Source organism: Amycolatopsis sp. AA4 (assembly GCF_002796545.1).
Classification (GTDB): Bacteria; Actinomycetota; Actinomycetes; order Mycobacteriales; family Pseudonocardiaceae; genus Amycolatopsis.
In genome coordinates this window covers 1,387,011-1,408,274 of sequence record NZ_CP024894.1, presented here as the reverse complement: position 1 = coordinate 1,408,274, position 21,264 = coordinate 1,387,011, and the positions used below count along the sequence as shown (strand labels likewise).

The following is a 21,264-nucleotide window of genomic DNA, read 5'->3' as shown; positions in this document are numbered from 1 at the left end:
CGGTACGCGCCACGGCAGCAGCGCGTCCGCGGAATCACCAGTTCTCAGGCGGCTCCACGAACCCTTTGCCCAGGTCGCGACTAAGAGCGAGCGCGCGGCGCATCCACTGGTTCGTGGCACCGGCAAGACCGCACGCGGGCGTCGGAACCGCACGCTCAGCCAAGATTGAACGGTTGAACCCCAGCCGGTCCACGAGTTTGAGCGCGGGTGCCGCGAGGTCCTTAAGCCCCGGAGCAGTCACCGGGTCCGTGGCCGGTACAAGGCCTAGGAAGAACGAAATACCGCTGTCCCAGGCCTCGCCGATCTCGTCCAAAAGCTCGGCCGACGCACCGGCCAGCATGCTGATGTCGAACGCGATCGCCCCAGCGCCCGCGGCACGGAAGAGAGCGATCGGCGGCCGTGGAGCGCAACAGTGGACGATGACCGGCTGACCGGTCATCGTGCCGATCCGTTCGATTGTCGTCGCAAGCAACTCCCGAACCTCCGGCTCAGGCACCGCGGGGACGTTGCCGTATCCCGACGGAGTCGGCAGTTTTCCGGCGAGAACAGCGGGCAACGACGGCTCGTCTAGCTGCACGACGACCGGCGCATCAGTCCTCGCGGTCAGCTCCGCGACGTGCTGAGAAAGCCCGTCGAGCAGCGAGGAGGTGAAGTCCCGCAACGCCCCGCGGTCGGTGAGCACCCGATGTCCGCGGGCAAGCTCGACCCCCGCACCGAGCGTCCAAGGTCCGGCGATCTGGGTCTTGAGAACGGCCGGCGCGCCGGTGTTCTCGCGGGCGGCTTGGACGGCGTCCAGGTCCCACTGGAGCAGGTCACGCCCACGACGGTGATCGTGGCCGGGCCGCCCGGCGACGCGATAACCGCTGGGCACGACCTCGATCGCGAGGTCCACGAGCAACGCCGCGGTCCGGCCGACCAGGTCGGCGCCGACGCCGCGAGCCGGCAATTCGGGCACGTACGGGAAGCCGGGAAGTTCTCCGAACACCACGGCAGCGGCCTCGACGGGATCGGTCCCCGGCATGGACCCGATTCCTGTCGCCGCGCCCGCGGGCCAAGGTCGTTCAGTCACAGGCCGGATTGTCGCGGAACGGGCAGCCGCCGTCCGCACCGCCCCTGCGGACAAGCTTCACCCGACCGCGCGGCAATAGCCGGACATTCGCCGCATATCCCTTTGCCTGCACCGAATTCGCGGTCACCGCGTTAGTCTGGATCGTCATGACCAGCTCCGCCCCGCCACCGCCCGGCAAAACACCCGGTGACGCATCCGCCCGGGAGCCGCGGCGGGGCAGCATGCCCGGAATACCGGGCCGCCGGGCTTCTAGCCGCTCTTTTGAGCGGACCCTTTTCACTGAGCCGGTCCTTTACGTCAGCCGGGACGTTCAGCCGACCGCCGCTGACCAGGAATACGGCGTCTTCGATCGCCACGGCCTCCGAATCGGCGGGGTGGCCGTCACTACGCCCCGTTTTCTGCGCAGGGTCATTCAGCTTCTGCGGAAATCCGACCAGTACGTCAGCTGCAGGTTCGAGGTCCGCGACGCGAACCAAAGCACTGTCCTCAAGGTAGAGAAGCCCTCGAAGGACCCGCTGGCCCGCTTCGTGGTCACCCGTGCGGACGGGACGCCGATCGGCGAGATCATCCCGACCGACGCGGGCCGCGTCCGGTTCACGCTGCGCGCCGACGGCCGGACGATCGCGACTGTCGTCGCCACTGGCAGGCAACGGTGGGAAGTCACGGTCGAGGATCCGGCCGGCACCGAGGTCGCCCGCGTCGACGACCCGTCGCCGGAGTTCTCGCCGATCAGCGGCAACGCCTGTCTCGTCGAGGTCCCGCTGCAGGTCCCCGAGCCGCTGGCCAGCATGCTCGTCGCGACAACGTTGACTATCGACATCGCCCTCACCGCGGACCGCAGCTGATCACGTGACCGGTGTCTCAGTCCAGCCAGGTGGACAGCGACCGGAATACGGCCCAATGTAAGGAAAGTCCGGGACGCCGAGGTCCCGCCTGGACGGAGGTCGCCGTGGAGCCGTTGCCCGAAGGCAGTAACTCGAACTGGGCCGATCCCGGGGTCTACGAAGTGGCCGCGGGCGTCTACCGGATCCCCTTGCCGTTGCCGCACGACGCTCTGCGCGCAGTCAACGTCTACGCCGTCACCGACGGCACGAACCTCGTTCTCGTCGACTCTGGGTGGGCGCTCACCGAATCTCGCCAATTACTGGCCGACGCGCTCAAGGCGATCGACGCCGAGCTCGGCGATGTCCGCGAGTTCCTCATCACCCATGTCCACCGCGACCACTACACGCAGGCAGTCGCGCTTCGGCGCGAGTTCGGCAACCGGATCGCCCTCGGCAAGCTCGAGCAGCCTTCCCTCGACGCGAGCGCCAACCCGGACCAGTTCCCCATGCAAGCCCAGCTCGACCTCCTTCGCCTCAGCGGCGGGCAAGAAGTCCTGACTGCGCTCAGCAAGCTGTTCGGTTCGGAACCTCGCCACACCGAGGCGAATCTCTGGGAAGAGCCGGACGAATGGCTGACGCCTGGCCGACGAGCGGTGCTGCCCGACCGCGAGTTCGACGTGGTCCACACCCCAGGCCACACCAATGGCCATGTGGTTTTCGTCGACGGCTCAGCCGACCTGTTGTTCTCCGGCGACCACGTGCTCCCGCACATCACTCCGTCGATCGGCTTCCAGCCTGTTCCGGCTGAGTTGCCGCTGAACGACTATCTCGACTCCCTCCGCCTGGTTCGCGGCATGCCGGACCGGCGCATGTTGCCGGCGCACGGCCCAGTCACCGACAGCGTGCACGCCCGCATCGACGAACTTCTCGAGCACCACCGGCAACGTCTCGAAACGATGGCGGCTCAGATCGAAGCCGGAGCAAGCACCGCTTTCGAAGCCGCCAACCGCCTCGGCTGGACGCGCCGTGGCCGCAAACTGTCCGAAATGGACGCGTTCAATCAGATGCTCGCTGTCCTGGAGACCGGCGCACACCTGGATCTGCTGGTCTCGCAGAACAAGCTCGCAGCCGAGAACATCGACGGCATTCGCCGCTACAAGACCACGTAGCGGCAACCGTCCAGCACTCGCCCAATGGAATACTGATCCGCCGTGCCTCCTATCACTGTGAGACAAGCTCGCGCCGACGACGTCGAAGCAATCGTCCAGATGCTTGCGGACGACCAATTGGGAGCCACCCGCGACTCGCCGGCCGACCTCGAGCCCTACCTGCGAGCTTTCAAAGCCATCGCCGCAGACCCAAATCAGCTACTAGTCGTCGCGACGTCAAACGACCGGCCAGTAGCCACGCTTCAGCTGACGATCATCCCCGGCCTCGCACGGCGTGGAGCCCTTCGCGGGCAAATCGAAGCTGTGCGCGTACACCGCGATCACCGCGGCTCAGGCATGGGCGCGCAACTCGTGCAGTGGGCCATCGACGAATCGCGGCGACGCGGCTGCGGCCTGGTCCAACTCACCTCGGACACGACAAGGACGGCAGCGCACCGCTTCTACGAACGACTGGGCTTCGTCGCGAGTCACACGGGTTTCAAGCTGCATCTCTGATCACCTCCTCCACACAGCTTCAGCCGTCCGTGCGCTCAGCCATCAGGCTTTCACCGTGCCAGAGTCGTCACGCAAATGACAAGCGATTGCACGATGGGTCCCCTCGCGCAATTTAGCTGACTGTACTCGAATAATTGCGTATCGTGACGATCATGAGCAACGCAACCACACCGGCGGAGCACGCCGATCAGACCCACAACACTACCGAAACCGCAGACCTGGCCTTCCTGCTTCGCGCCATGCACGCGAACCTCAGCCTCTTCGATCGCCTGCAACCAGACCAGTTGATGACGGCGGTGAAGGACGCGAACCGCCAGATCGCCCGCTTGCAGGCGCTGCAGCTGCATTGCATGGCAGGCATGCGAAGACGAAGATCAGACCCGCACGAGCTCGCGTGCGAGTTCGCGATCGCCTTGCGTATCACCGATACCCGAGCAGGCGCGATGCTCGCCGCCGCTGAAGCTCTCGCTCAACGACTGCCCCGAACCTTCCGTCTGATGGATCAGGGCAAGTTCGACCTCTATCGCGCCATGAAGGTCACTGACGGCACCAGCCACCTGTCCGACCGCCATGCACGAATGGTCGACTACCTGCTCGAACACCGATTGGAGGACAAGAACCCGACTCAAGTCCGCAAGGCAACCGCTTACGCCGCAACGAAAATCGACCCAGAAGGTGCGATGAACCGGCTGGCTCAGCGGAAATCCGAACGTCGCGTCAACCTGCAGCACCAGAGCGAAGGCATCTCGCGGCTCACCGTCGACAACCTCTCGGCGGACAAAGCCGCAGCGGCCTACCTGCGTGTCGACAAGATCGCGCGAGCGCTCAAGACCGGCAACGAGAAGCGAACTCTCGACCAGCTACGCGCTGACGTCGCGATCGATCTGCTGCTCAGCGGCAAGGGCGGCGTTGCGGAGCAAACCGAGGTGTACCTCTATGTCGATCTGAAGACATACCTGGGCCTCAACGACAATCCCGCGGAACTGGCCGGCCACGGCCACATCCCAGCCGAACTCGCCCGCCACATCGCTACTGGTCCCGACACGACCGTCCGGCGGGTCATCACCGATCCGTTGACCGGACAGGTGATCGAGGTCGGCAAGTTCCGGTATCGGCCGAGCATCGACGTCGAAGAGTTCGTGCGGGTGCGCGACCGCGAATGCCGACAGCCTGGCTGCCCGCGGCCCGCGCACAACTGCCTGACTGAAACGACCGGTTCTGGTCCCGAGGATGCGGACTCGACGCTGAGCTACTGCTTGCGACACCGCCGCCTCAAGAATCGAGCCGACTGGAGCTACGAGGTCATGCCGGACGGGAAACTGATCGTCACGACACCGACGGGCGAGAAGGCTGAAAGCGCGCCTCCGCCCTTGCACGACCCCCAACCCACGCCGGAACACCCTGAGGAGGAACGCCTAGGCGCATAAGGAGATCAGCGCGTGCCGGAGATCTTGGCGCTGCCTAGCACGAGGTCGCCCGCCTGGTCGTCTCGCCGATAAAGGACAACTACCTGGCCAGGTGCCACACCGCGCAACGACTCGCGCAGCTGGATGGAGACTCGTCCGTCTTCATCCACTTCGGCGACCGCGTCGGCGATGCCTCCGTGCGCGCGAACCTGGACGGTGCATTCGGTCGGACCGTCCAATGCCCGTCCGCTCGGCCAGATCGCCCGGTCCGCGTCGATGGCCTGGACTCCAAGGTCGGCCGACGACCCGACCTTCACCGTGCCCGAAACAGGCTCGAGCGAAAGGACATACCGCGGTCGCCCGTCAGCGGCCGGCGCATCGATACCGAGGCCCTTCCGCTGGCCCACGGTGAATCCGTGTACGCCGGTGTGACGCCCGAGCACTGCACCGGTTTCGGCGTCGACGAGTTCGCCGGGACGCTCGCCGAGTCGCTTCTCCAAGAACTTCTTGGTGTCGCCGTCCGGGATGAAGCAGATGTCGTGGCTGTCCGGCTTCCGCGCGACCGAAAGACCGCGCTGCTCCGCCTCGGCGCGCACGTCCGACTTCCAGGAGTCGCCCAGCGGAAACATCGCGTGACGCAACTGTTCCGGCTGCAGCGAAGCCAGGACGTACGACTGGTCCTTGCCCTCGTCCGCGCTCCGGCGCAGTTCCAACTCGCCGTCAACGGTCGCGAGGCGCGCATAGTGGCCGGTCGCGACAGCGTCGAAACCAAGAGCGAGTGCCTTCTCGAGCAGGGCCTCGAACTTGATCTTCTCGTTGCAAGTCACGCAAGGGTTCGGCGTGCGACCGGCGGCGTACTCACCGACGAAGGTCTCAACTACCTCTTCGGTGAAGCGCTCCGCGAAATCCCAAATGTAGAACGGGATGCCGAGGATATCCGCGGCCCGGCGAGCGTCGTGGGAATCTTCGATGGTGCAGCAGCCGCGGGAACCTGTCCGCAGCGTGCCAGGTTGAGCCGAGAGCGCCAGGTGCACTCCGACGACGTCGTGGCCGGCGTCCACTGCGCGCGCAGCGGCGACGGCCGAGTCGACTCCTCCGCTCATTGCGGCCAATACCCGCATTGCTTTACACCTCTTGCTTCTGCGTCTGCTTGCGCATGCCGGCGAGGCCGGCCTGTCGGGCACGGGTGACGACGCCACCGATCTCGCGCGCCAGGGTGTGCACGTCGTCCAGTGTCGACGTGTGGCCAAGCGAAAATCGGAGCGAACCGCGAGCCGCGGCGGCGTCTGCTCCCATCGCCAGGAGGACGTGGCTTGGCTGCGCGACACCCGCCGTGCATGCCGAGCCGGTCGAGCACTCGATGCCTTTGGCGTCCAAGAGCATCAGCAGGCTGTCGCCCGCGCAGCCGGGGAAAGTGAAGTGAGCGTGGCTCGGCAAGCGCTCGCCGTCACGGCCATTGAGAATCGCGTCCGGGACCTCGCGCTGGACCGCGGCGACTAGCTCGTCGCGCAGCTTCGCAACCCGGTCGGCATACTCCGCGCGACCGCTGATCGCCGCCTGCACCGCAGCGGCGAAGCCGGCTATCGCCGGGACGTCGAGAGTGCCCGAGCGAACACTGCGTTCCTGGCCGCCGCCGTGGAGGACAGGGACGCACGAAGTATCGCGATCGAGGAGAAGGGCACCGACGCCATAGGGGCCGCCGAGCTTGTGGCCGGTGAGCGTGAGCGCGGCTGCTCCGGAGGCGGTGAAGTCGACAGGCACCGCACCGACCGCCTGGACGGCGTCGGTGTGCAGCGGAACCCCGTATTCGTTGCAGACCTCAGCGAGCGCGGCGACCGGATTGACAGTGCCGACCTCGTTGTTCGCCCACATCACCGTCGCCAGGGCGACAGTCTCCGGTGCCGCATCAATCGCGGCGCGGAGCGTTTCCGGCGACACCCGGCCCTGGTCGTCGACTTCGAGCCAGGTGATCTCGGCGTCCGAGTGCTGCTCCAGCCACTCGACAGTGTCGAGAACTGCGTGATGCTCGACCGTGCTGCACAGGATGCGACGCCGAGCCGAGTCCTCGCCGTGACGGGCCCAGAAAATGCCCTTGACCGCGAGGTTGTCACTCTCCGTACCGCCGCCGGTGAAGATAACCTCCGATGGGCGCGCACCCAAAGCGGCGGCGATCACCTCGCGAGCTTCCTCGACGGCCCGCCGAGCTCGGCGGCCCGAAGAATGCAGCGCAGAGGCGTTGCCCACGGTGGACAAAGCCTCAGTCATCGCCGCAATGGCTTCGGGCAGCATCGGAGTCGTTGCCGCATGGTCGAGATAGGTCATCGCTCTATCAGGGTAGACCGATGCGGCCTGTGACGAAGCTCGCCCCGGGCCGCGGAGTGGCACGTCACACCTGTTTCGGCCACCTGCTCGTGAGGAATACGCCGAGCAAAGCCAGCAGGACTAGGGCGATACTGAGCAGTCCCATCGCGGCCGAAGGCTGGGCGGCGGATGCGACGGCGGCCAGGAGCACCCCGCCGAGACCGATGAGCAGCGCCGATCCGACCCAGTCGGCGAGTTGCATGGCAGACGTGTTGAATCCCCGTTCCCCTTCCGGCGAGTAGCGCAGAAGGAGGACGGAGATAGCGGGCATCGCGATTCCCATCCCGGCCCCGCCGACCGCGCAGACCGCGAAGGCCACCCAAGCCGGGAACCACGATTGGGCGACAAAGCCGAAGCCGACCAGGCCAAACGCGACGAGCGCGAAGCCAGTGCGCAGCGATGCCTCGCGGGACCAGTCGAGGAACCGGCCTTGGAGGGCTGAAGCGGCGGACCAGCCGAGCGCGGTAATGGTCAGCGGCAGACCAGCCAGCGCGGGGCTGTAACCGTGGACGGCGGTCATGGTCAGTGGCAGGTACGCCTCCATGCCTGCATATGCACCGGCGATCAAGGCCCGGGAGGCGACCACCGTGGGCAAACCGGGACGAGAGGTCATGGTTCCCGCTGGCAGGAGTGTGCGCAGTGCGACGGCCAGCGCGACGAGACCCAAGGCTCCGTACGCGACCGCAGCAGGCGATGGGTGCTGCGCGGCCCAGCTCAAGGCGGCGACTCCGAGCGCAACGACAACAGCAGCGATAACGCCTGCGCGACGTCCGGCGGGCAGCGGCACGTGGGCAGGCAAACGGCGAGTGACCTTGTAGAGGAGAACGATGCCGATCCCGACCAGCGGGAGCAGTCCGAGGAAGACCCATCGCCAGCCCACGGTCACGGTCACCAAACCGGCGACGGACGGGCCGATGACCGCCGGGAGCACCCAAGCGGCGGCGTTGGCCGCATAGATGACGGGGCGTTCGCGGTCGGTGAACGTCAGGGCGATCAGAAGGGAGACCGACACCAGCAAAAATCCCGATCCGAAACCCTGCAGCGCACGACCGACCAAGAGCATCGGCATCGTTGTGGCGATACCCGCAACGGCTAGTCCCGCGGCGAACAGCGCCGGTCCCACCAGGAGTGCCGGTGCTGGGCCGCGACGGTCGCCTAGCCGTCCGGACAACACTGTGGCGACGACGCTGGCCACCAGGAACGTGGTGAACGGCCAGGAGTAGAGCGCGAGACCGTGAAGTTCGGCGACCAGTGTCGGCATCGCGGTGGCGACGCCCATGTTTTCGAAGGCCACCAGCGTGACCACAAGCAGCAGGCCGACGGTGACAAGACGATGTTCTCGACTCCAGAGGACGCTTTTTCGAGGCTGCGCTTCGACGGTCTGGCTCATGATCGCGAGCTTGCAACCTCCAGCACTCTGGAGGTCAAGTCGCCAGTCGACCTTTGGGGGTGAGAAGTGGGGCCGCAGCGCAAAAGGGTGGTATCCGCGGCCACGGGTTGACGTTCGGCGGCTTAGGTCGGCTCCGCGGAAGCCTGTGGCTGCTATGGCGGGACAGACGAGGGGCGCCCGGCACAGGGAGTCGATGACGCCGGGTAGCTAGCAACGCTGCGGCGGTCACCTAAACCGATGGATCAGGTGCTCATGGGGCGACAGGGCGGCGCTGTCTGGGTCACGACGTCGGGGTGGTCGAGCGCGCCAAGAGGGCGGTGTTGCCGTTGACTGGCGAATCGAGCGTGCGGCTTCGGAATGAGCCGGACGCTGGTTGGCTTAAGTAGGACGTACAGCGACCGAAGGAGAGTGTGAACCGAGATGCGAGCCATCACTTTCGCCGAGTACGGCGGGCCTGAAGTGCTGCAACTGAACGAACTTCCGGCACCGGAACCTGGCCCGGGGCAGGTCCGGGTCGCAGTCCGGCGCGCAGGGGTCAACCCGATCGACTGGAAGATTCGTTCTGGGGCGATGGCCGGCGGCGCGCCGCTCGAAGCTCCGCAGATTCCAGGGCTGGAGATCGCCGGGGTGGTCGACGCGGTGGGTGACGACGCTGAATTCAGCGTCGGAGACGAGGTATTCGGCTGGTCAGCGACGGGTGGGTACGCGGAGTTCGCGCTCGGCGGAGCGATCGTTCGCAAGCCGGCCGGCCTCTCCTGGGATGACGCGGCTGCGTTGCCAGTTGCTGGCGAAACTGCGTTGCGCGTGTTGCGTCTGCTCGATGTCAAGGCTGGCGAACTGCTGGTGGTCCATGGCGCGAGTGGCGCAGTCGGTCGTTTCGCGACACAGATCGCGGTCGCGCGGGGCGCGACGGTGATCGGAACGGCTGGACAGCACAATCTCGATGAGGTGAAAGCTCTGGGCGCGATTCCGGTGCGTTACGGCGACGGATGGCTGAAGCGGGTTCGCGAAGTTGCCGACCGACCGGTAGATGCCGTGTTCGACGCGTCCGGTCATGGCGTTTTGCCGGAATCGGTCGAGTTGCGCGGGTCGAAGGACCGCATCGTGACGATTGCCGACGGAGCTGCGTTCCAGCTCGGGCTGCCGTTCTCGTCTGGCGGTCAGGACGGGCAGACCCAGGAGGTGCTGAACGAGATCCTCGGGTATGTACACAATGGACTGCAGATTGCGCAGGGGAAGACGTTCCCGCTGGAGGAAGCAGCAGCTGCGCAAGAAGAGAGCCAGAACGGGCACCCCGGCGGGAAGCTGACTATTGCCGTTTCCTGACGACGATCATCCGGCTAGGCTCGACGGCAGTGCGGTTCGGGTGACCCGACAGGTCGGTGTCGCCGTTTGGCGGCGACCTCAGCGGGTGGGCCGTCGCCGTTCAGCGGCGAAAAGGCTGAGTGCGGGGGCAGGCGGCGTCGGGGCTCGCGGCTTTCGCCACTCAGCGGCGACAAATGCGGGGCGCAGAAGCAGACGCATGCGACTCATCGCCGTGAAGCGGTGGACCATGCGGACGGCAGCTTCGACGAGCCGGAGAGCCGTGGCCACTCGAGCGGCGAGGCGAGTCGGGCGGCTGTCGCCGTTGAGTGGCGAATGGACTGGTTTCGAACAGCCGGAGGAGCCAGCCATCGGGGTCGGAGCGCTGCGGAGGAGTTTCGCCAAAAAACGGCAACTCCCCTTCGCAGCCTCGTGACCAGGGCGTTCGTCAGTGCGCAACCGGCTGGGAGGGTGCAGGACGGCCGACCAGGACCCGGCGGCGCTGCGGCGGGATGCGGACGGTCCCGAGGGCCGAGTGGACAGCCGCCTCGACTAGAGCGGCCAGCGAACGGCGGTCTTCGGCACGGCCCGGGGCGATCTCCGGGCACACGTGCACCTCCAGGACGAGGCCGCGCAATGCTGCGACCCGGCGCAGGGACGCGATGAGCGACTCGGGTCCGATGAACGCCGGCTGGCTGGTTTCGCGGCCGTCGGCGAGGCGGTAGCGGAGGGCGATCGGCCGGACCGGGACGCCGCCGTCGATCGCGGCTTGGAAGGTGGCCGTGGTGAAGCGGCCGGAGGCCAGGCCGCACCAGGTGGTGCCCTCGGGGGTGACGTTGACGAGCGCGCCGGCGCGGAGGCTGTCGGCGAGTTCGGCCATCGTGGTCGGCAGGGTGCGCAAACGGTTGCGGTCCAGGAAAATGCTCCCGCCGCGACGTACGAGCACGCCCAGGATCGGCCAGGCAGCGATCTCGATCTTCGCGAGCGCGCGCATCGGGCGCAGAGCGTTGATGGCGATGATGTCCAGCCACGAGATGTGGTTGTTCACCACGAGCGCACCGCGACCTGCCGGGGCGGCGAGGAAGTCCGCGCCGCCCACCACGGACATCCGCACGCCGAATGCCCGCAGCACGGCCCGGAAGATCCGGCGCAGCAAGCGTTCCCGGCTACGGCCGCGGATCACCAGCAGCGCCGGCGCGATCAGCAGCGCCGCGAAGACCACGGAAATCGCTGCGGTGAAACGCAAAATGCGTCGCGGCAAGCCGACCGTCGGCGCGCCCTCGGTGAGGCAATCGTCACCGCAGGGCGAGGTCGGCATCCAGGCGTGACTCATCCTTGCGCTCCGAGGAAGAACTTCAGGTACCGCTCGTCGACCTGCTGCAAATCAAGCAGGACGAAGAAGTCCGCGACCCCGAAGTCGGCGTCGAGGGCCGGCGGGCCGCACACCTTGGCACCGAGCCGCACGTAGCCCTTGATCAGCGGCGGGAGCATGGCCCGGTCGGGGCGCGCGATCGCGCCTGGTTCCCAGGGGTTCAACGGCGAGACGCGCAGCGAATCGTCGGCGTGGTGCTTGGTGCGCAAGACATCCCAGACGCCCGCGGCGTAGCTGCCGCCGTCGTTGAGCTGGACCGACGCGCAACCGGCGAGATAACGGTGTCCGGAAAGGAGCATGTAGCGCGCGATCCCGGCCCACACCAGGCTCACGACGGCACCGCTGCGGTGGTCGGGGTGGACGCAGGACCGGCCGGTTTCGACCAGGGACGGACGCAGCGCGGCGAGCGTCGTCAGGTCGAATTCGCTGTCGGAATAGAGCTTTCCGGCCTGCGCGGCGCGCTCCGGCGGAAGCATCCGGTAGCAGCCGACGATCTCGCCGGTGTTGTCGTCGCGGACCACGAGGTGGTCGCAAAATTCGTCGAAGTAGTCGACGTCCCGGCCGGGCTCCGGGGAATGCAGTTCCGCCCCCATCTCCTCGGCGAAAACCCGGTATCGCAGTTTCTGCGCGGCGAGCACTTCATCGTTCCCGTTGGCGACCAGAAGCGAATACCGCGGCGCGCCTGCGGGAAGGTCGGCACCCGCCTGATCAGTACTGACGAGGAGCTGTGACGACGTCATGGTCAAGGTGTACCTGCCGGTAAGCAGCCTCGGAGAGTGCCAATCGATGACCGGTCAGTGCACGTTGAGTTAATTGCGGGTTCTCAGGTTCCTCTCAGACAGCCGAGAAGGTTCCGGAGAACGCGGAAGGCCGCCGCGTGGCGAGCACGCGACGGCCTTCCGGGCGAAAGAAAACGTCAGCCCTTGCGCTTGTCGACAGCCTCGGTCAGCTGCGGCGCGACGTTGAACAGGTCGCCCACCACGCCGAAGTCGGCGATCTCGAAGATCGGGGCCTCGGCGTCCTTGTTGACCGCGATGATGGTCTTCGACGTCTGCATGCCGGCGCGGTGCTGGATCGCGCCCGAGATGCCGAGCGCGATGTACAGCTGCGGCGAGACCGTCTTGCCGGTCTGGCCGACCTGGAACTGCGCCGGGTAGTAGCCGGAGTCGACCGCGGCACGGGACGCGCCGACAGCCGCGCCGAGCGAGTCGGCCAGCTTCTCGACGACGTCGAACTTCTCCGCCGAGCCGACGCCGCGGCCACCGGACACGACGATCGACGCCTCGGTCAGCTCCGGACGGTCGCCGCCGACGACCGGCTCGATGCCGGTGATCTTGGCGGACTTCGCCGGGTCCTGCGCCGGGATCTCGACGGTCTCCTCGGCGGCCGCGCCTTCGGCAGCCTCCGCCTCGACCGCACCCGGACGCACCGACACGACCGGCGCGCCCTTGGCCGCCTTGGCCTTCACGGAGAACGCGCCACCGAAGATGGACTGGTCCACGGTGCCGTCGGAGTTCACGCCGACCGCGTCGTAAAGCAGACCGGAGCCCAGCCGCAGCGCGACCCGCGCGGCCACCTCCTTGCCCTCGGCGCTGGCGGCGACGAGCACTGCAGCCGGGGAGACCTGCTCGGCGAGCTTCGCGAGCACGTCGACCTTCGGGGTCACCAGGTAACCAGCGGCGTCGTCGCCCTCGGCGACATACACCTTCGCCGCGCCGTGGCCGGCGAGCGCTTCCTTGGCCTTCGCCGCGGTGCCGGTCGGGCCCACCACGACGGCGGACGGCTCGCCGAGGGCGCGCGCAGCGGTCAGCAGCTCGAGCGTGACCTTCTTGACATCACCGTCGACGTGGTCGACGAGGACGAGCACTTCAGCCATTTTCCGGAATCCTCCTCGAAACCGTGTCTCAGATGAGCTTCTGCGCGACCAGGTACTCGGCGACCTTCGAGCCGCCGTCGCCCTCGTCCTCGACCTTCTCGCCCGCGGTGCGCGGCGGCTTCGGCGAGGCCTCGACGACCGTCGACCACGCGTTGGCGAGACCGACCTCGCCCGCGTCGATGCCCAGGTCGGCGATGGTCAGCGTCTCGACCGGCTTCTTCTTCGCGGCCATGATGCCCTTGAACGACGGGTACCGCGGCTCGTTGATCTTCTCGCTCACGCTCACCAGTGCCGGCAGGTTCGCCTCGAGGTGGGTGATGCCGTCCTCGGTCTCGCGGTCCGCCTTCACGGTGGAACCCTCGACGGTCAGCTGACGCACGTAGGTCAGCTGCGGCACGCCGAGCAGCTCGGCGAGGATCGCGGGCACGGCGGCGCCGCGGCCGTCGGACGCCTCGTTGCCGGCCAGGATCAGGTCGAAGCCCTCGACCTTGCCGACGGCGGCGGCGATGACCTTCGCGGTGGCGATCGCGTCGGAGCCGTGCAGCGCCTCGTCGGACACGTGGATGGCCTTGTCGGCACCCATGGAAAGGGCCTTGCGGATCGCGTCGGTCGCGCGGTCCGGGCCGACCGAGATCACGGTGACCTCGCCCTCGCCGGCTTCCTTGATCTTGAGGGCCTCTTCGACGGCCTTCTCGTTGATCTCGTCGAGCACGGCGTCGGCGGATTCGCGGTCAAGGGTGTTGTCGGAACCGGAGAGCTTCCGCTCCGAGTAGGTGTCCGGTACCTGCTTGACCAGGACAACGATGTTCGTCATGGGTCTTCTTCGACCTCCCGGTTGGGGCCGGCTCTCGGCCGCGGGACAGTGCTCTACTGAGCGGTAGATTAGGGCCAATTCCGCGGCCGGACCCCTCGAGGTGACGGCATTCACCTGGATGAGCAATCTATTGGGACCATCGTCCTACTAGTTGACCGGTTAGCCCGTCCAGCGCGCCGCTCGCCCGATCGGAGCAACGGTCACTTACTCGCAGTAGGCCGTCAGGGGTTACGCTCCGGCACCATGTCCGCGCACATCGCCGTAGTCACCGACTCGACCTCGTGCCTGCCCGAGCAGCTCGCCGCTCAGTGGCGAATCAGTGTCGTCCAGGTCCAGCTGCACGTCGGCGACCAGACGGACGACGAGCACCGCTTCGACCGGAGCGAGCTCATCCAGACGATGAAATCCGGCGCGACTGTCACGACTTCGCCGCCTGACCCGGGCGCGTTCTTCTGGAGCTACCAGGACGCGGCCTCGGCCGGCGCGTCCGCGATCGTGAGCCTGCACATCTCCGGACGGCTTTCGCAGACCGTCGAGGCCGCCCGCGAAGCCGCCCAGCAGGTCCGCATTCCGGTGCACATCCTCGACAGCGGGACGGCGAGCATGAGTCTCGGCTACGCCGCGGTGTCCGCCGCCCGCGTCGCCGGGGCCGGCGGGCAGCTCGAGCGGGTCCTGGACGCCGCGGAACGGCGCGTGCGCAGCTCGACCGAGCTGATCTACGTCGACACGCTCGAATACTTGCGGCGATCGGGACGGATCGGCGCTGCCCAGTCGATGCTCGGAAGTGCGTTCGCGATCAAGCCGCTGCTCACCGTCCGCAATGGAGAAGTAAGCCCGCTCGCCCGTGTCCCCGGCACTAAACGAGCGATGAACCGGCTCGTCGAACTGGCGGTGAAGGCCGCGGGCGACCAGCCGGTGGACCTCGCGGTGACCCGGTTCGGCTCGGACGAAAGCGAGGTCGTCCAGCGGCTGCGGGAGCGTGTGCCGGGTGCGGGCGAGATCGTGGTGGGCGACGCGAGCACCGTGATCGGCGCTCACGTCGGCCCGGGTGCGCTCAGCATCACGGTGTCGCCGTCGAACTGACCTCGATTCGCCGCCCAGGGACCACGAGCACCACGAGCGGCAGCAGGACCGTCACCGCGAGCCCGCCGATGATGAGCACCTGGTCGAGCTGCGGATAGTGCGCGACGTGCCCGGCGTGGTAGATGAGGTGCGGGACGGCGAACAGCAGCGCGGCGACCGCCACCAGCCGGGCGACAGTTGTGGTGCCCATCACGGCAGCACCGACGAGCATCGCGCCGAGCGCCAGGCTGAGGCCGCCGAAATCGATGATGAAGTGCTCGTTGTAGGGCCCGTCCATGGAGACCCAGCCGTGCCGGAAACCGGGAAAGTCCTGGTAGAACCCTGTCGGGTCGAGCAGCGGCCACAGCCCCTGCACCAGGGTGTAGAGACCGAGCAGGATGAGGAGGATGCGCGTGATCGTCCGTTGCATACGGCTGGAACGAGACGGCTGCGCGAAACGTGACAGGCGCTAGGGTCGCGCAGGTGACCAACGCAGCCACCCGGGCCGAGGCACTGCACCTCACCGGCGAACGGACCGTCCCCGGCATCCCCGAGGAGAATTACTGGTTCCGCCGCCATGAAGCCGCGTACCTCGCCCTTCTCCCCCACTGCACCGACGCGACGGTGCTCGAAGCCGGCTGCGGCGAGGGCTACGGCGCCGGGCTCATCGCCCAGCACGCGCGGCGAGTGCTCGCGCTGGACTACGACGCACCGACCACCGAGCACGTCGCGCGCCGGTACCCGGACGTCTCCGTCGCGCGGGCGAACCTGGCATACCTCCCGCTCCGGGACGGCGCGGTCGACGTCGTGGCGAACTTCCAGGTGATCGAGCACCTCTGGGACCAGGACGGTTTCCTCGCCGAATGCTTCCGCGTCCTGCGCCCGGGCGGGAAACTGCTGGTCACGACCCCGAACCGGCTCACCTTCACGCCGGACAGCGACACGCCGCTCAACCCGTTCCACACGCGGGAGCTCGCGCCGTCCGAAATGGACGATCTGCTGCGCGCGGCCGGGTTCGCCGTCGCCGAGCTGAACGGCCTGCACCACGCGGAATCCCTGCGCACCGTGGAAACCCGCTACGGCGGCTCGATCATCGATGCTCAACTGGACGTCGTCATGGGTTCCCTCCCCGGACAAGCCACCTGGCCCGCCGACCTCCTCGCGGACGTCGCAGCGATCCGCGCCGACGACTTCGCCGTGCACAGCGAGAACCTCGACGCGAGCCTTGACCTGGTAACCGTGGCGGTGCGCCCGTGAACACCCGGAATCCCGCGTCCGAAGGCACGTTTTGCCTCGTCCTGCACAGCCATCTGCCGTGGCTGCCGCACCATGGCAGCTGGCCGGTCGGCGAGGAATGGCTGTACCAAGCATGGACGCATTCGTATCTGCCAGTCGTCGACCTGCTGCGCCGTTTCGCCGCTGAGGGGCGACGCGACGTCCTGACGCTAGGCATGACTCCAGTCCTCGCCGCCCAGCTCGACGATCCGTACGCCATCCGCGCCTGCCATGACTGGGTCGGCCACTGGCAGCTGCGCACGCAGCACGCATCGACGCTCTGGCGCGGCGATCCGTTGCTGCGCGACCTCGCCGCCGCAGAGCACCAGGCCGCGATGCACGCCACCGCGGAGCTGGAAACGCGCTGGCGACACGGTTTCTCGCCGATCCTTCGGTCGCTTGTGGACAGTGACACGATCGAATTGCTCGGCGGACCGCTTGCGCATCCGTTCCAGCCATTGCTGGACCAGAGGGTGCGACGATTCGCCCTCCAGGCCGGACTGGAGGACACCGCGCTGCGCATCGGCCGCGCACAAGAGGGTATTTGGGCACCTGAATGTGGTTATGCACCGGGGATGGAGCGAGATTATCACGACGCCGGCGTGCGACGCTTCCTTGTCGACGGCCCTTCACTCCATGGTGACACCTCGGCCGCGCATCCCGTCGGCGACTCGGATGTCGTCTGCTTTGGCCGTGACCTCGAAGTCACCTACCGGGTTTGGTCGCCGAAAGCAGGCTATCCAGGCCATGCGGCATACCGGGACTTCCACACGTGGGCGCACGAAGTCGGGTTGAAGGCGTCGCGCGTCACCGGGAAAACCGTTGAGCCACAGGACAAAGCTCCCTACGATCCCGCGCTCGCCACGGACGTTTTAGGTTCGCATGTCAAGGATTTCGTCGAGACAGTCGTCGCGCGGCTGAGGTCCCTCCGCGAACAACACGGGCGCGAATCACTGGTGGTTGCGGCCTACGACACGGAACTCTTCGGACACTGGTGGCACGAAGGTCCGGCCTGGCTTGAAGGAATCCTGCGCGCGTTGCCGGAGGCCGGCGTCCGGGTGACCACATTGCGCGGCGCGCTCGAAGCTGGCCATCTGGGCGAACCGGTCCAGCTGCCCGCGTCCTCATGGGGCTCCGGCAAGGACTGGCGAGTCTGGGACGGAGAACAGGTCGCGGACATGGTGCAGGACAACACCGCGCTGCAGACCCGTCTTCTGGACCTGGTCGACAAGCAGGACGGGACCACTCGCGACACCGTTGCCGATCAAGCCGTCGCTGAGGCGATGATGGCGCTGTCCAGCGACTGGGCGTTCATGGTCACCAAAGACTCCGCCGCCGATTACGCCCGCCGCCGTGCCCGGGTGCACACCGAAAGGTTCGACGCCCTCGCCGGGTTGTTGCGCAGCGGAGATCGTGCTCGCGCGCTTGCCCTGGCCGAGGAATACCGCCGGGCCGACGGCCCGTTCGGACATCTGGACGCCCGCGCCCTGCGGCGTCCTCGCGCATGACGATCGAAGGGAATTCCATGGGAATCCGCGACCTGCCCCTCAAGACCCTGTCCGGCGAAGACGCCACTCTCGACGGACCGCTGGCCGGCAAGACGCTGCTCGTGGTGAACGTGGCGTCGAAGTGCGGGTTGACGCCGCAGTACACCGGTTTGGAGCGCCTGCAGGAACGCTACGGCGACAAGGGCTTCTCGGTCGTCGGGTTCCCGTGCAACCAGTTCGCCGGCCAGGAGCCAGGTACCGCGGAGGAGATCCAGACGTTCTGCTCCACCACGTACGGAGTCTCGTTCCCGCTGTTCGAGAAGATCGACGTCAACGGCGAAGGTCGGCACCCGCTCTACGCGAGCATCACGGAAACTCCGGATGCGGAGGGCGAAGCCGGCGACGTGCAGTGGAACTTCGAGAAGTTCCTGATCAGCCCGGACGGCGAGGTGCTCGGTCGCTTCCGTCCGCGTACGGAGCCTGAAGACGAGACGATCGTTGCCGCCATCGAAGCGGCTCTGCCTGCTTGAGCTTCGATCCTGCTCTCCGGCCAGCGTTTATCGCGGCCGGAGAGCATTTGCCGTTTTTCGGCGATTGCCAGGGGACGCACTCTGCCTACCCGCGAGGCGACCTCGCTAGCTGCGGGTTCCGCCGTTGCCGTTCAGTGGCGAAAGTTCGAGCGTCCCTCGGCCTCTGCTCGCATGCGGCGTCGTCGCACCTTATCGGCAACTGGCAACCAACGAACATGAGGCACCGCGAGCCGACGTCGCCGCGCAGCACAACGTCAGCCCTGTGTCGCCAGCCCAGAATGCAGTCGCCGCTCAAGGCAAATCAGACATCACCGGTCGCCACGGCGCTGTAGCCGCTGACCCGCGACGGTGAAGCAGCTTGCCGGACCTGGACGACATCTCGTCAGCTTCAATACGCCGCCGACCAGCCTTTCGCCGATGAGCGGCGAATCTCAAGCCGGCCTGGTTCGTCCCCCAGGCCGCAGTCCCCCGTGCCGGGACTGCATATCTTGTGTTGCCGCTCAATGGCGAATCGCAGGTCAACGGCCGTCCGAAGCCTCGCCAGCCAGGTCGGCAGCGGTCTTCACCTCGGGGTGCGAACCACGCGCGATCACCGCTCGGTTGTGGCTGGCGGCGTCGGCGAAGTCGAGCTTCCGAACTCTGCGGTCGTAGGTGAGAAGGCCGTTCACTTCGTTCTCTACATCAGTGGTCTGAGTATAGATCGCACCAGACAATCCCAGGTCGGAAACCAGCCCTTCGAGGCGTTCGCTGACCTCCGCGTACCGGCGCGTGAGATGCGCGGAATCGGTCGTCATTTCATAGGCATTGGGCGGACCTGGCCAAACGTGACCGTCGAGGATCAAGCCCAGGCCGCCGTATTCGCCGTCCACCAGTGCGCGATGGTCCCCCTCGTGCGGCTCCCCCGGCCCGACGTACGTGTGATCGTCGTAGATGTCGCCAGCACCAGTGTCCGGTCGGGAGAAACAGCAGTTCACTCCGCTGTTGGCGATGACGAGCCGAGCCGGGTCGAGTTCTTTCACGAGTGCCGCGATCCGGGCCGTGTCGAATTCTCCCCAGCCTTCGTTGAACGGCACCCAGGCGATGATCGACGTGACATTGCGCAGCTGCGCGACCATTTCCCGCAGCTCGGCCTCGAACCGCTGTTGTCCTTCGGGCAGCGGGTCCGGCGCGTGCCCGGGCGGTCCGGCGAACGAGACGACCAGCGACGGCATGTCCTGCCAGACGGCCAAACCCAGCCGATCAGCCCAGTAGTACCAACGCGCGGGCTCGACCTTGACGTGCTTGCGGACCAGGTTGAACCCGAGTTCCTTCGCCTTCTCGAGGTCGAACCGGAGCGCCTCGTCTGTCGGCGCGGTGTAACCGCCGTCCGGCCAGTAGCCCTGGTCGAGTGGTCCGTGCAGGAAGGTGATCCTGCCGTTCAGAGCGATCCGTGGCCGTCCGTCGACATCCGGGACAATTTCTACCGTTCGCAGGCCGCAATAACTGGCGACTTCGTCCAGCACATCACCGTGCGCATCCAGGAGCCGGACGGTGATGTCGTACAGAAACGGATCGTCAGGCGACCACGGATGTGGTTCCGGAAGGTTTGCCCGCAGCCGCGCGCCGGCGGTGCCCCGGACGCGCGCTGCCTCGTCGCCGTTTGGCGGCGAAACGATCAACTCCACCTGGGCACCGCCAGTGACCTGCGGAAACACTGACACGCCCGTCACGTCCGAGGCGATCTCCAGAGAGGAAATGCGCTCGTTCGGCACGGGCTCGACCCACACGGTCTGCCAAATTCCCGACGTCGGGGTGTAGCAGATACCGCCAGGTTCGTTGCGCTGCTTGCCGATGGGGTACGGCTCGATGTCCGTGCGGTCCTCTGCGCGAACGGTAATTTCCTGCGGTCCTGATGCACGGAGCGCGTCCGTGATGTCCGCGGAGAACGACGTGTACCCGCCCTCATGGGTGACCACCGACTGGTTGTTGACCCGCACCTCGGCTTTCTGGTCGACTGCACCGAAATGCAGCAAGACCCGTCGCCCGCTCCAGCTTTCCGGGACCTCGAACAATCGCCGGTACCACAGCACTTCGTCGCGTCGGCCGATTCCCGAGAGCGCCGATTCCGGTGCGAACGGAACCAGGATGCGCTCGCTGTACCCGACTGGTCGCGGCTCCGCGGGCGAAGCAGGCCATCCTGCGTACTCCCAGATGCCGTTCAGGTTCAGCCATTCCGATCGGCGAAGCTGGGGGCGCGGGTATTCGGGCAGCACCGCGGCGGGGTCGACTCGATCGGTCCACGGGGTGGTCAGCGGCGGATCCGCGCGCTTCCATTCGGGCTCTGTGGGAGTCATCAACGGTCATGGTGGCAGAGAATCGCGGTCCGCGGCATAGCTCGAGGGCTGTTCGGACAGCAGGGGAAGAGATGTTGCACATCGATCTTGTCGGCTGTCCGCGGTCGATAGCTGGCCACAGGTCCTCGGTGGAACTTCCCCAGGTGAAGCAGCCGAGCTGTCGTCGGCGAGCTTTCGCCGCTCAGTGGCTAATAGCTGGTCAGCCGCTGGTAGCGGACCTTCGGCGCAGAGGGAAGTGCTGAGATGTGAGGGTCACTGATCGCGGCAGGTGGCCGTAGCAGGAAGCTCGCGATTCAGTCTGACCGGTCGTCACCGTCCGGGAAGGGGGCTGAGCTGCGGTGATGCGTCCACCGCGGGCCGGCCCACTGGCCAGGCGGAGCTGTTGCCGTTTTTTGGCGAAACGCTCTGACCAGCGGATCCTTCCGTGTACCGGCACGTTTTCCTCGGGCGGCGACGGGGCTTTCCACCGGTCGTTCGGGCGGCCGCCCCGGGGTAAGCG

The 21,264-nt window shown here is 66.9% G+C and carries 19 protein-coding genes; 9 read left to right on the top strand and 10 right to left on the bottom strand.

The annotated features are described in order from the left end of the window. Nucleotides 1-34: 34 nt before the first annotated feature. Complete coding sequence (locus tag CU254_RS06775; protein WP_009073984.1) at nt 35-1,069, bottom strand: methionine synthase; 1,035 nt, start codon at nt 1,067-1,069, stop codon at nt 35-37. A gap of 374 nt (nt 1,070-1,443) precedes the next feature. On the opposite strand from CU254_RS06775, the gene CU254_RS06770 reads away from it, so the two are divergent. From CU254_RS06770 to CU254_RS06755, 4 genes are all read left to right on the top strand, one after another. Continuing rightward, nucleotides 1,444-1,914: a hypothetical protein gene (locus CU254_RS06770; protein WP_199785823.1), complete on the top strand. Its 471-nt coding sequence runs from the start codon at nt 1,444-1,446 to the stop codon at nt 1,912-1,914. 104 nt (nt 1,915-2,018) lie between these two features. Further along, a complete protein-coding gene (locus tag CU254_RS06765; RefSeq protein WP_037712806.1) occupies nt 2,019-3,062 on the top strand; it encodes an MBL fold metallo-hydrolase in 1,044 nt (347 codons plus the stop codon). A 51-nt stretch (nt 3,063-3,113) separates the two neighbouring features. Then, entirely contained in the window at nt 3,114-3,557 is a 444-nt protein-coding gene (locus CU254_RS06760) for a GNAT family N-acetyltransferase (RefSeq protein WP_078561079.1), read from the top strand. A gap of 152 nt (nt 3,558-3,709) precedes the next feature. Beyond that, nucleotides 3,710-4,984, top strand: a complete 1,275-nt coding sequence (locus CU254_RS06755) for a DUF222 domain-containing protein (protein WP_050788398.1) — start codon at nt 3,710-3,712, stop codon at nt 4,982-4,984. Nucleotides 4,985-4,989: 5 nt separating this feature from the next. Here CU254_RS06755 and mnmA read toward each other — a convergent pair whose 3' ends face one another. The 3 genes from mnmA to CU254_RS06740 all read right to left on the bottom strand — a co-directional run bounded on the left by mnmA (nt 4,990) and on the right by CU254_RS06740 (nt 8,714). Further along, a complete protein-coding gene (gene mnmA, locus CU254_RS06750; RefSeq protein ID WP_037712797.1) occupies nt 4,990-6,084 on the bottom strand; it encodes a tRNA 2-thiouridine(34) synthase MnmA in 1,095 nt (364 codons plus the stop codon). A 4-nt stretch (nt 6,085-6,088) separates the two neighbouring features. Continuing rightward, complete coding sequence (locus CU254_RS06745) at nt 6,089-7,285, bottom strand: cysteine desulfurase family protein (protein WP_037712796.1); 1,197 nt, start codon at nt 7,283-7,285, stop codon at nt 6,089-6,091. A 64-nt stretch (nt 7,286-7,349) separates the two neighbouring features. Next, entirely contained in the window at nt 7,350-8,714 is a 1,365-nt protein-coding gene (locus tag CU254_RS06740) for an MFS transporter (protein ID WP_009073972.1), read from the bottom strand. A 420-nt stretch (nt 8,715-9,134) separates the two neighbouring features. Between CU254_RS06740 and CU254_RS06735 the strand changes: the two genes are divergently transcribed. Further along, nucleotides 9,135-10,040, top strand: a complete 906-nt coding sequence (locus tag CU254_RS06735; protein ID WP_009073970.1) for an NADP-dependent oxidoreductase — start codon at nt 9,135-9,137, stop codon at nt 10,038-10,040. 424 nt (nt 10,041-10,464) lie between these two features. Here the strand turns inward: CU254_RS06735 and CU254_RS06730 are convergent, their stop codons facing one another. From CU254_RS06730 to CU254_RS06715, 4 genes are all read right to left on the bottom strand, one after another. Then, a complete protein-coding gene (locus CU254_RS06730) occupies nt 10,465-11,349 on the bottom strand; it encodes a 1-acyl-sn-glycerol-3-phosphate acyltransferase (RefSeq protein ID WP_009073968.1) in 885 nt (294 codons plus the stop codon). Next, nucleotides 11,346-12,128, bottom strand: coding sequence for a GNAT family N-acetyltransferase (locus CU254_RS06725; protein ID WP_009073966.1), 783 nt, complete (start codon nt 12,126-12,128; stop codon nt 11,346-11,348). The genes CU254_RS06730 and CU254_RS06725 overlap by 4 nt, the downstream gene beginning before the upstream one ends. A 176-nt stretch (nt 12,129-12,304) precedes the next feature. Then, on the bottom strand, nt 12,305-13,264 hold the full coding sequence (locus tag CU254_RS06720) for an electron transfer flavoprotein subunit alpha/FixB family protein (protein ID WP_009073965.1): 960 nt from the start codon (nt 13,262-13,264) through the stop codon (nt 12,305-12,307). Between the two features lie 28 nt (nt 13,265-13,292). Then, nucleotides 13,293-14,078, bottom strand: coding sequence for an electron transfer flavoprotein subunit beta/FixA family protein (locus CU254_RS06715; RefSeq protein WP_009073963.1), 786 nt, complete (start codon nt 14,076-14,078; stop codon nt 13,293-13,295). Nucleotides 14,079-14,321: 243 nt separating this feature from the next. On the opposite strand from CU254_RS06715, the gene CU254_RS06710 reads away from it, so the two are divergent. Then, a complete protein-coding gene (locus CU254_RS06710) occupies nt 14,322-15,161 on the top strand; it encodes a DegV family protein (RefSeq protein ID WP_009073962.1) in 840 nt (279 codons plus the stop codon). Here CU254_RS06710 and CU254_RS06705 read toward each other — a convergent pair. After that, nucleotides 15,139-15,570, bottom strand: coding sequence for a hypothetical protein (locus CU254_RS06705; protein WP_009073961.1), 432 nt, complete (start codon nt 15,568-15,570; stop codon nt 15,139-15,141). The genes CU254_RS06710 and CU254_RS06705 overlap by 23 nt on opposite strands. Before the next feature lie 53 nt (nt 15,571-15,623). On the opposite strand from CU254_RS06705, the gene CU254_RS06700 reads away from it, so the two are divergent. The 3 genes from CU254_RS06700 to CU254_RS06690 are packed head-to-tail and all read left to right on the top strand — an operon-like array spanning nt 15,624 to nt 18,432. Next, entirely contained in the window at nt 15,624-16,397 is a 774-nt protein-coding gene (locus tag CU254_RS06700) for a class I SAM-dependent methyltransferase (protein WP_037712794.1), read from the top strand. Further along, the gene (locus tag CU254_RS06695) at nt 16,394-17,923 is read left to right on the top strand and encodes a glycoside hydrolase family 57 protein (protein ID WP_009073959.1); all 1,530 of its coding nucleotides are present in this window, start codon (nt 16,394-16,396) and stop codon (nt 17,921-17,923) included. Before CU254_RS06700 ends, CU254_RS06695 begins: the two co-directional genes overlap by 4 nt. 17 nt (nt 17,924-17,940) lie before the next feature. Next, nucleotides 17,941-18,432, top strand: coding sequence for a glutathione peroxidase (locus CU254_RS06690; protein WP_037716710.1), 492 nt, complete (start codon nt 17,941-17,943; stop codon nt 18,430-18,432). Nucleotides 18,433-18,950: 518 nt separating this feature from the next. Here the strand turns inward: CU254_RS06690 and CU254_RS06685 are convergent. After that, nucleotides 18,951-20,765: a glycoside hydrolase family 2 protein gene (locus CU254_RS06685; protein WP_009073957.1), complete on the bottom strand. Its 1,815-nt coding sequence runs from the start codon at nt 20,763-20,765 to the stop codon at nt 18,951-18,953. Nucleotides 20,766-21,264 lie beyond the last annotated feature (499 nt).

Bases quoted from the DNA above. Each gene is read 5' to 3' on its own strand.
- CU254_RS06745 (WP_037712796.1), bottom strand. From the start codon at position 7,285: ATGACCTATCTCGACCATGCGGCAACGACTCCGATGCTGCCCGAAGCC.
- CU254_RS06735 (WP_009073970.1), top strand. From the start codon at position 9,135: ATGCGAGCCATCACTTTCGCCGAGTACGGCGGGCCTGAAGTGCTGCAA.
- CU254_RS06740 (WP_009073972.1), bottom strand. From the start codon at position 8,714: ATGAGCCAGACCGTCGAAGCGCAGCCTCGAAAAAGCGTCCTCTGGAGT.
- CU254_RS06690 (WP_037716710.1), top strand. From the start codon at position 17,941: ATGGGAATCCGCGACCTGCCCCTCAAGACCCTGTCCGGCGAAGACGCC.
- CU254_RS06715 (WP_009073963.1), bottom strand. From the start codon at position 14,078: ATGACGAACATCGTTGTCCTGGTCAAGCAGGTACCGGACACCTACTCG.
- CU254_RS06730 (WP_009073968.1), bottom strand. From the start codon at position 11,349: ATGAGTCACGCCTGGATGCCGACCTCGCCCTGCGGTGACGATTGCCTC.
- CU254_RS06725 (WP_009073966.1), bottom strand. From the start codon at position 12,128: ATGACGTCGTCACAGCTCCTCGTCAGTACTGATCAGGCGGGTGCCGAC.
- CU254_RS06710 (WP_009073962.1), top strand. From the start codon at position 14,322: ATGTCCGCGCACATCGCCGTAGTCACCGACTCGACCTCGTGCCTGCCC.
- mnmA (WP_037712797.1), bottom strand. From the start codon at position 6,084: ATGCGGGTATTGGCCGCAATGAGCGGAGGAGTCGACTCGGCCGTCGCC.
- CU254_RS06720 (WP_009073965.1), bottom strand. From the start codon at position 13,264: ATGGCTGAAGTGCTCGTCCTCGTCGACCACGTCGACGGTGATGTCAAG.
- CU254_RS06685 (WP_009073957.1), bottom strand. From the start codon at position 20,765: ATGACTCCCACAGAGCCCGAATGGAAGCGCGCGGATCCGCCGCTGACC.
- CU254_RS06755 (WP_050788398.1), top strand. From the start codon at position 3,710: ATGAGCAACGCAACCACACCGGCGGAGCACGCCGATCAGACCCACAAC.
- CU254_RS06705 (WP_009073961.1), bottom strand. From the start codon at position 15,570: ATGCAACGGACGATCACGCGCATCCTCCTCATCCTGCTCGGTCTCTAC.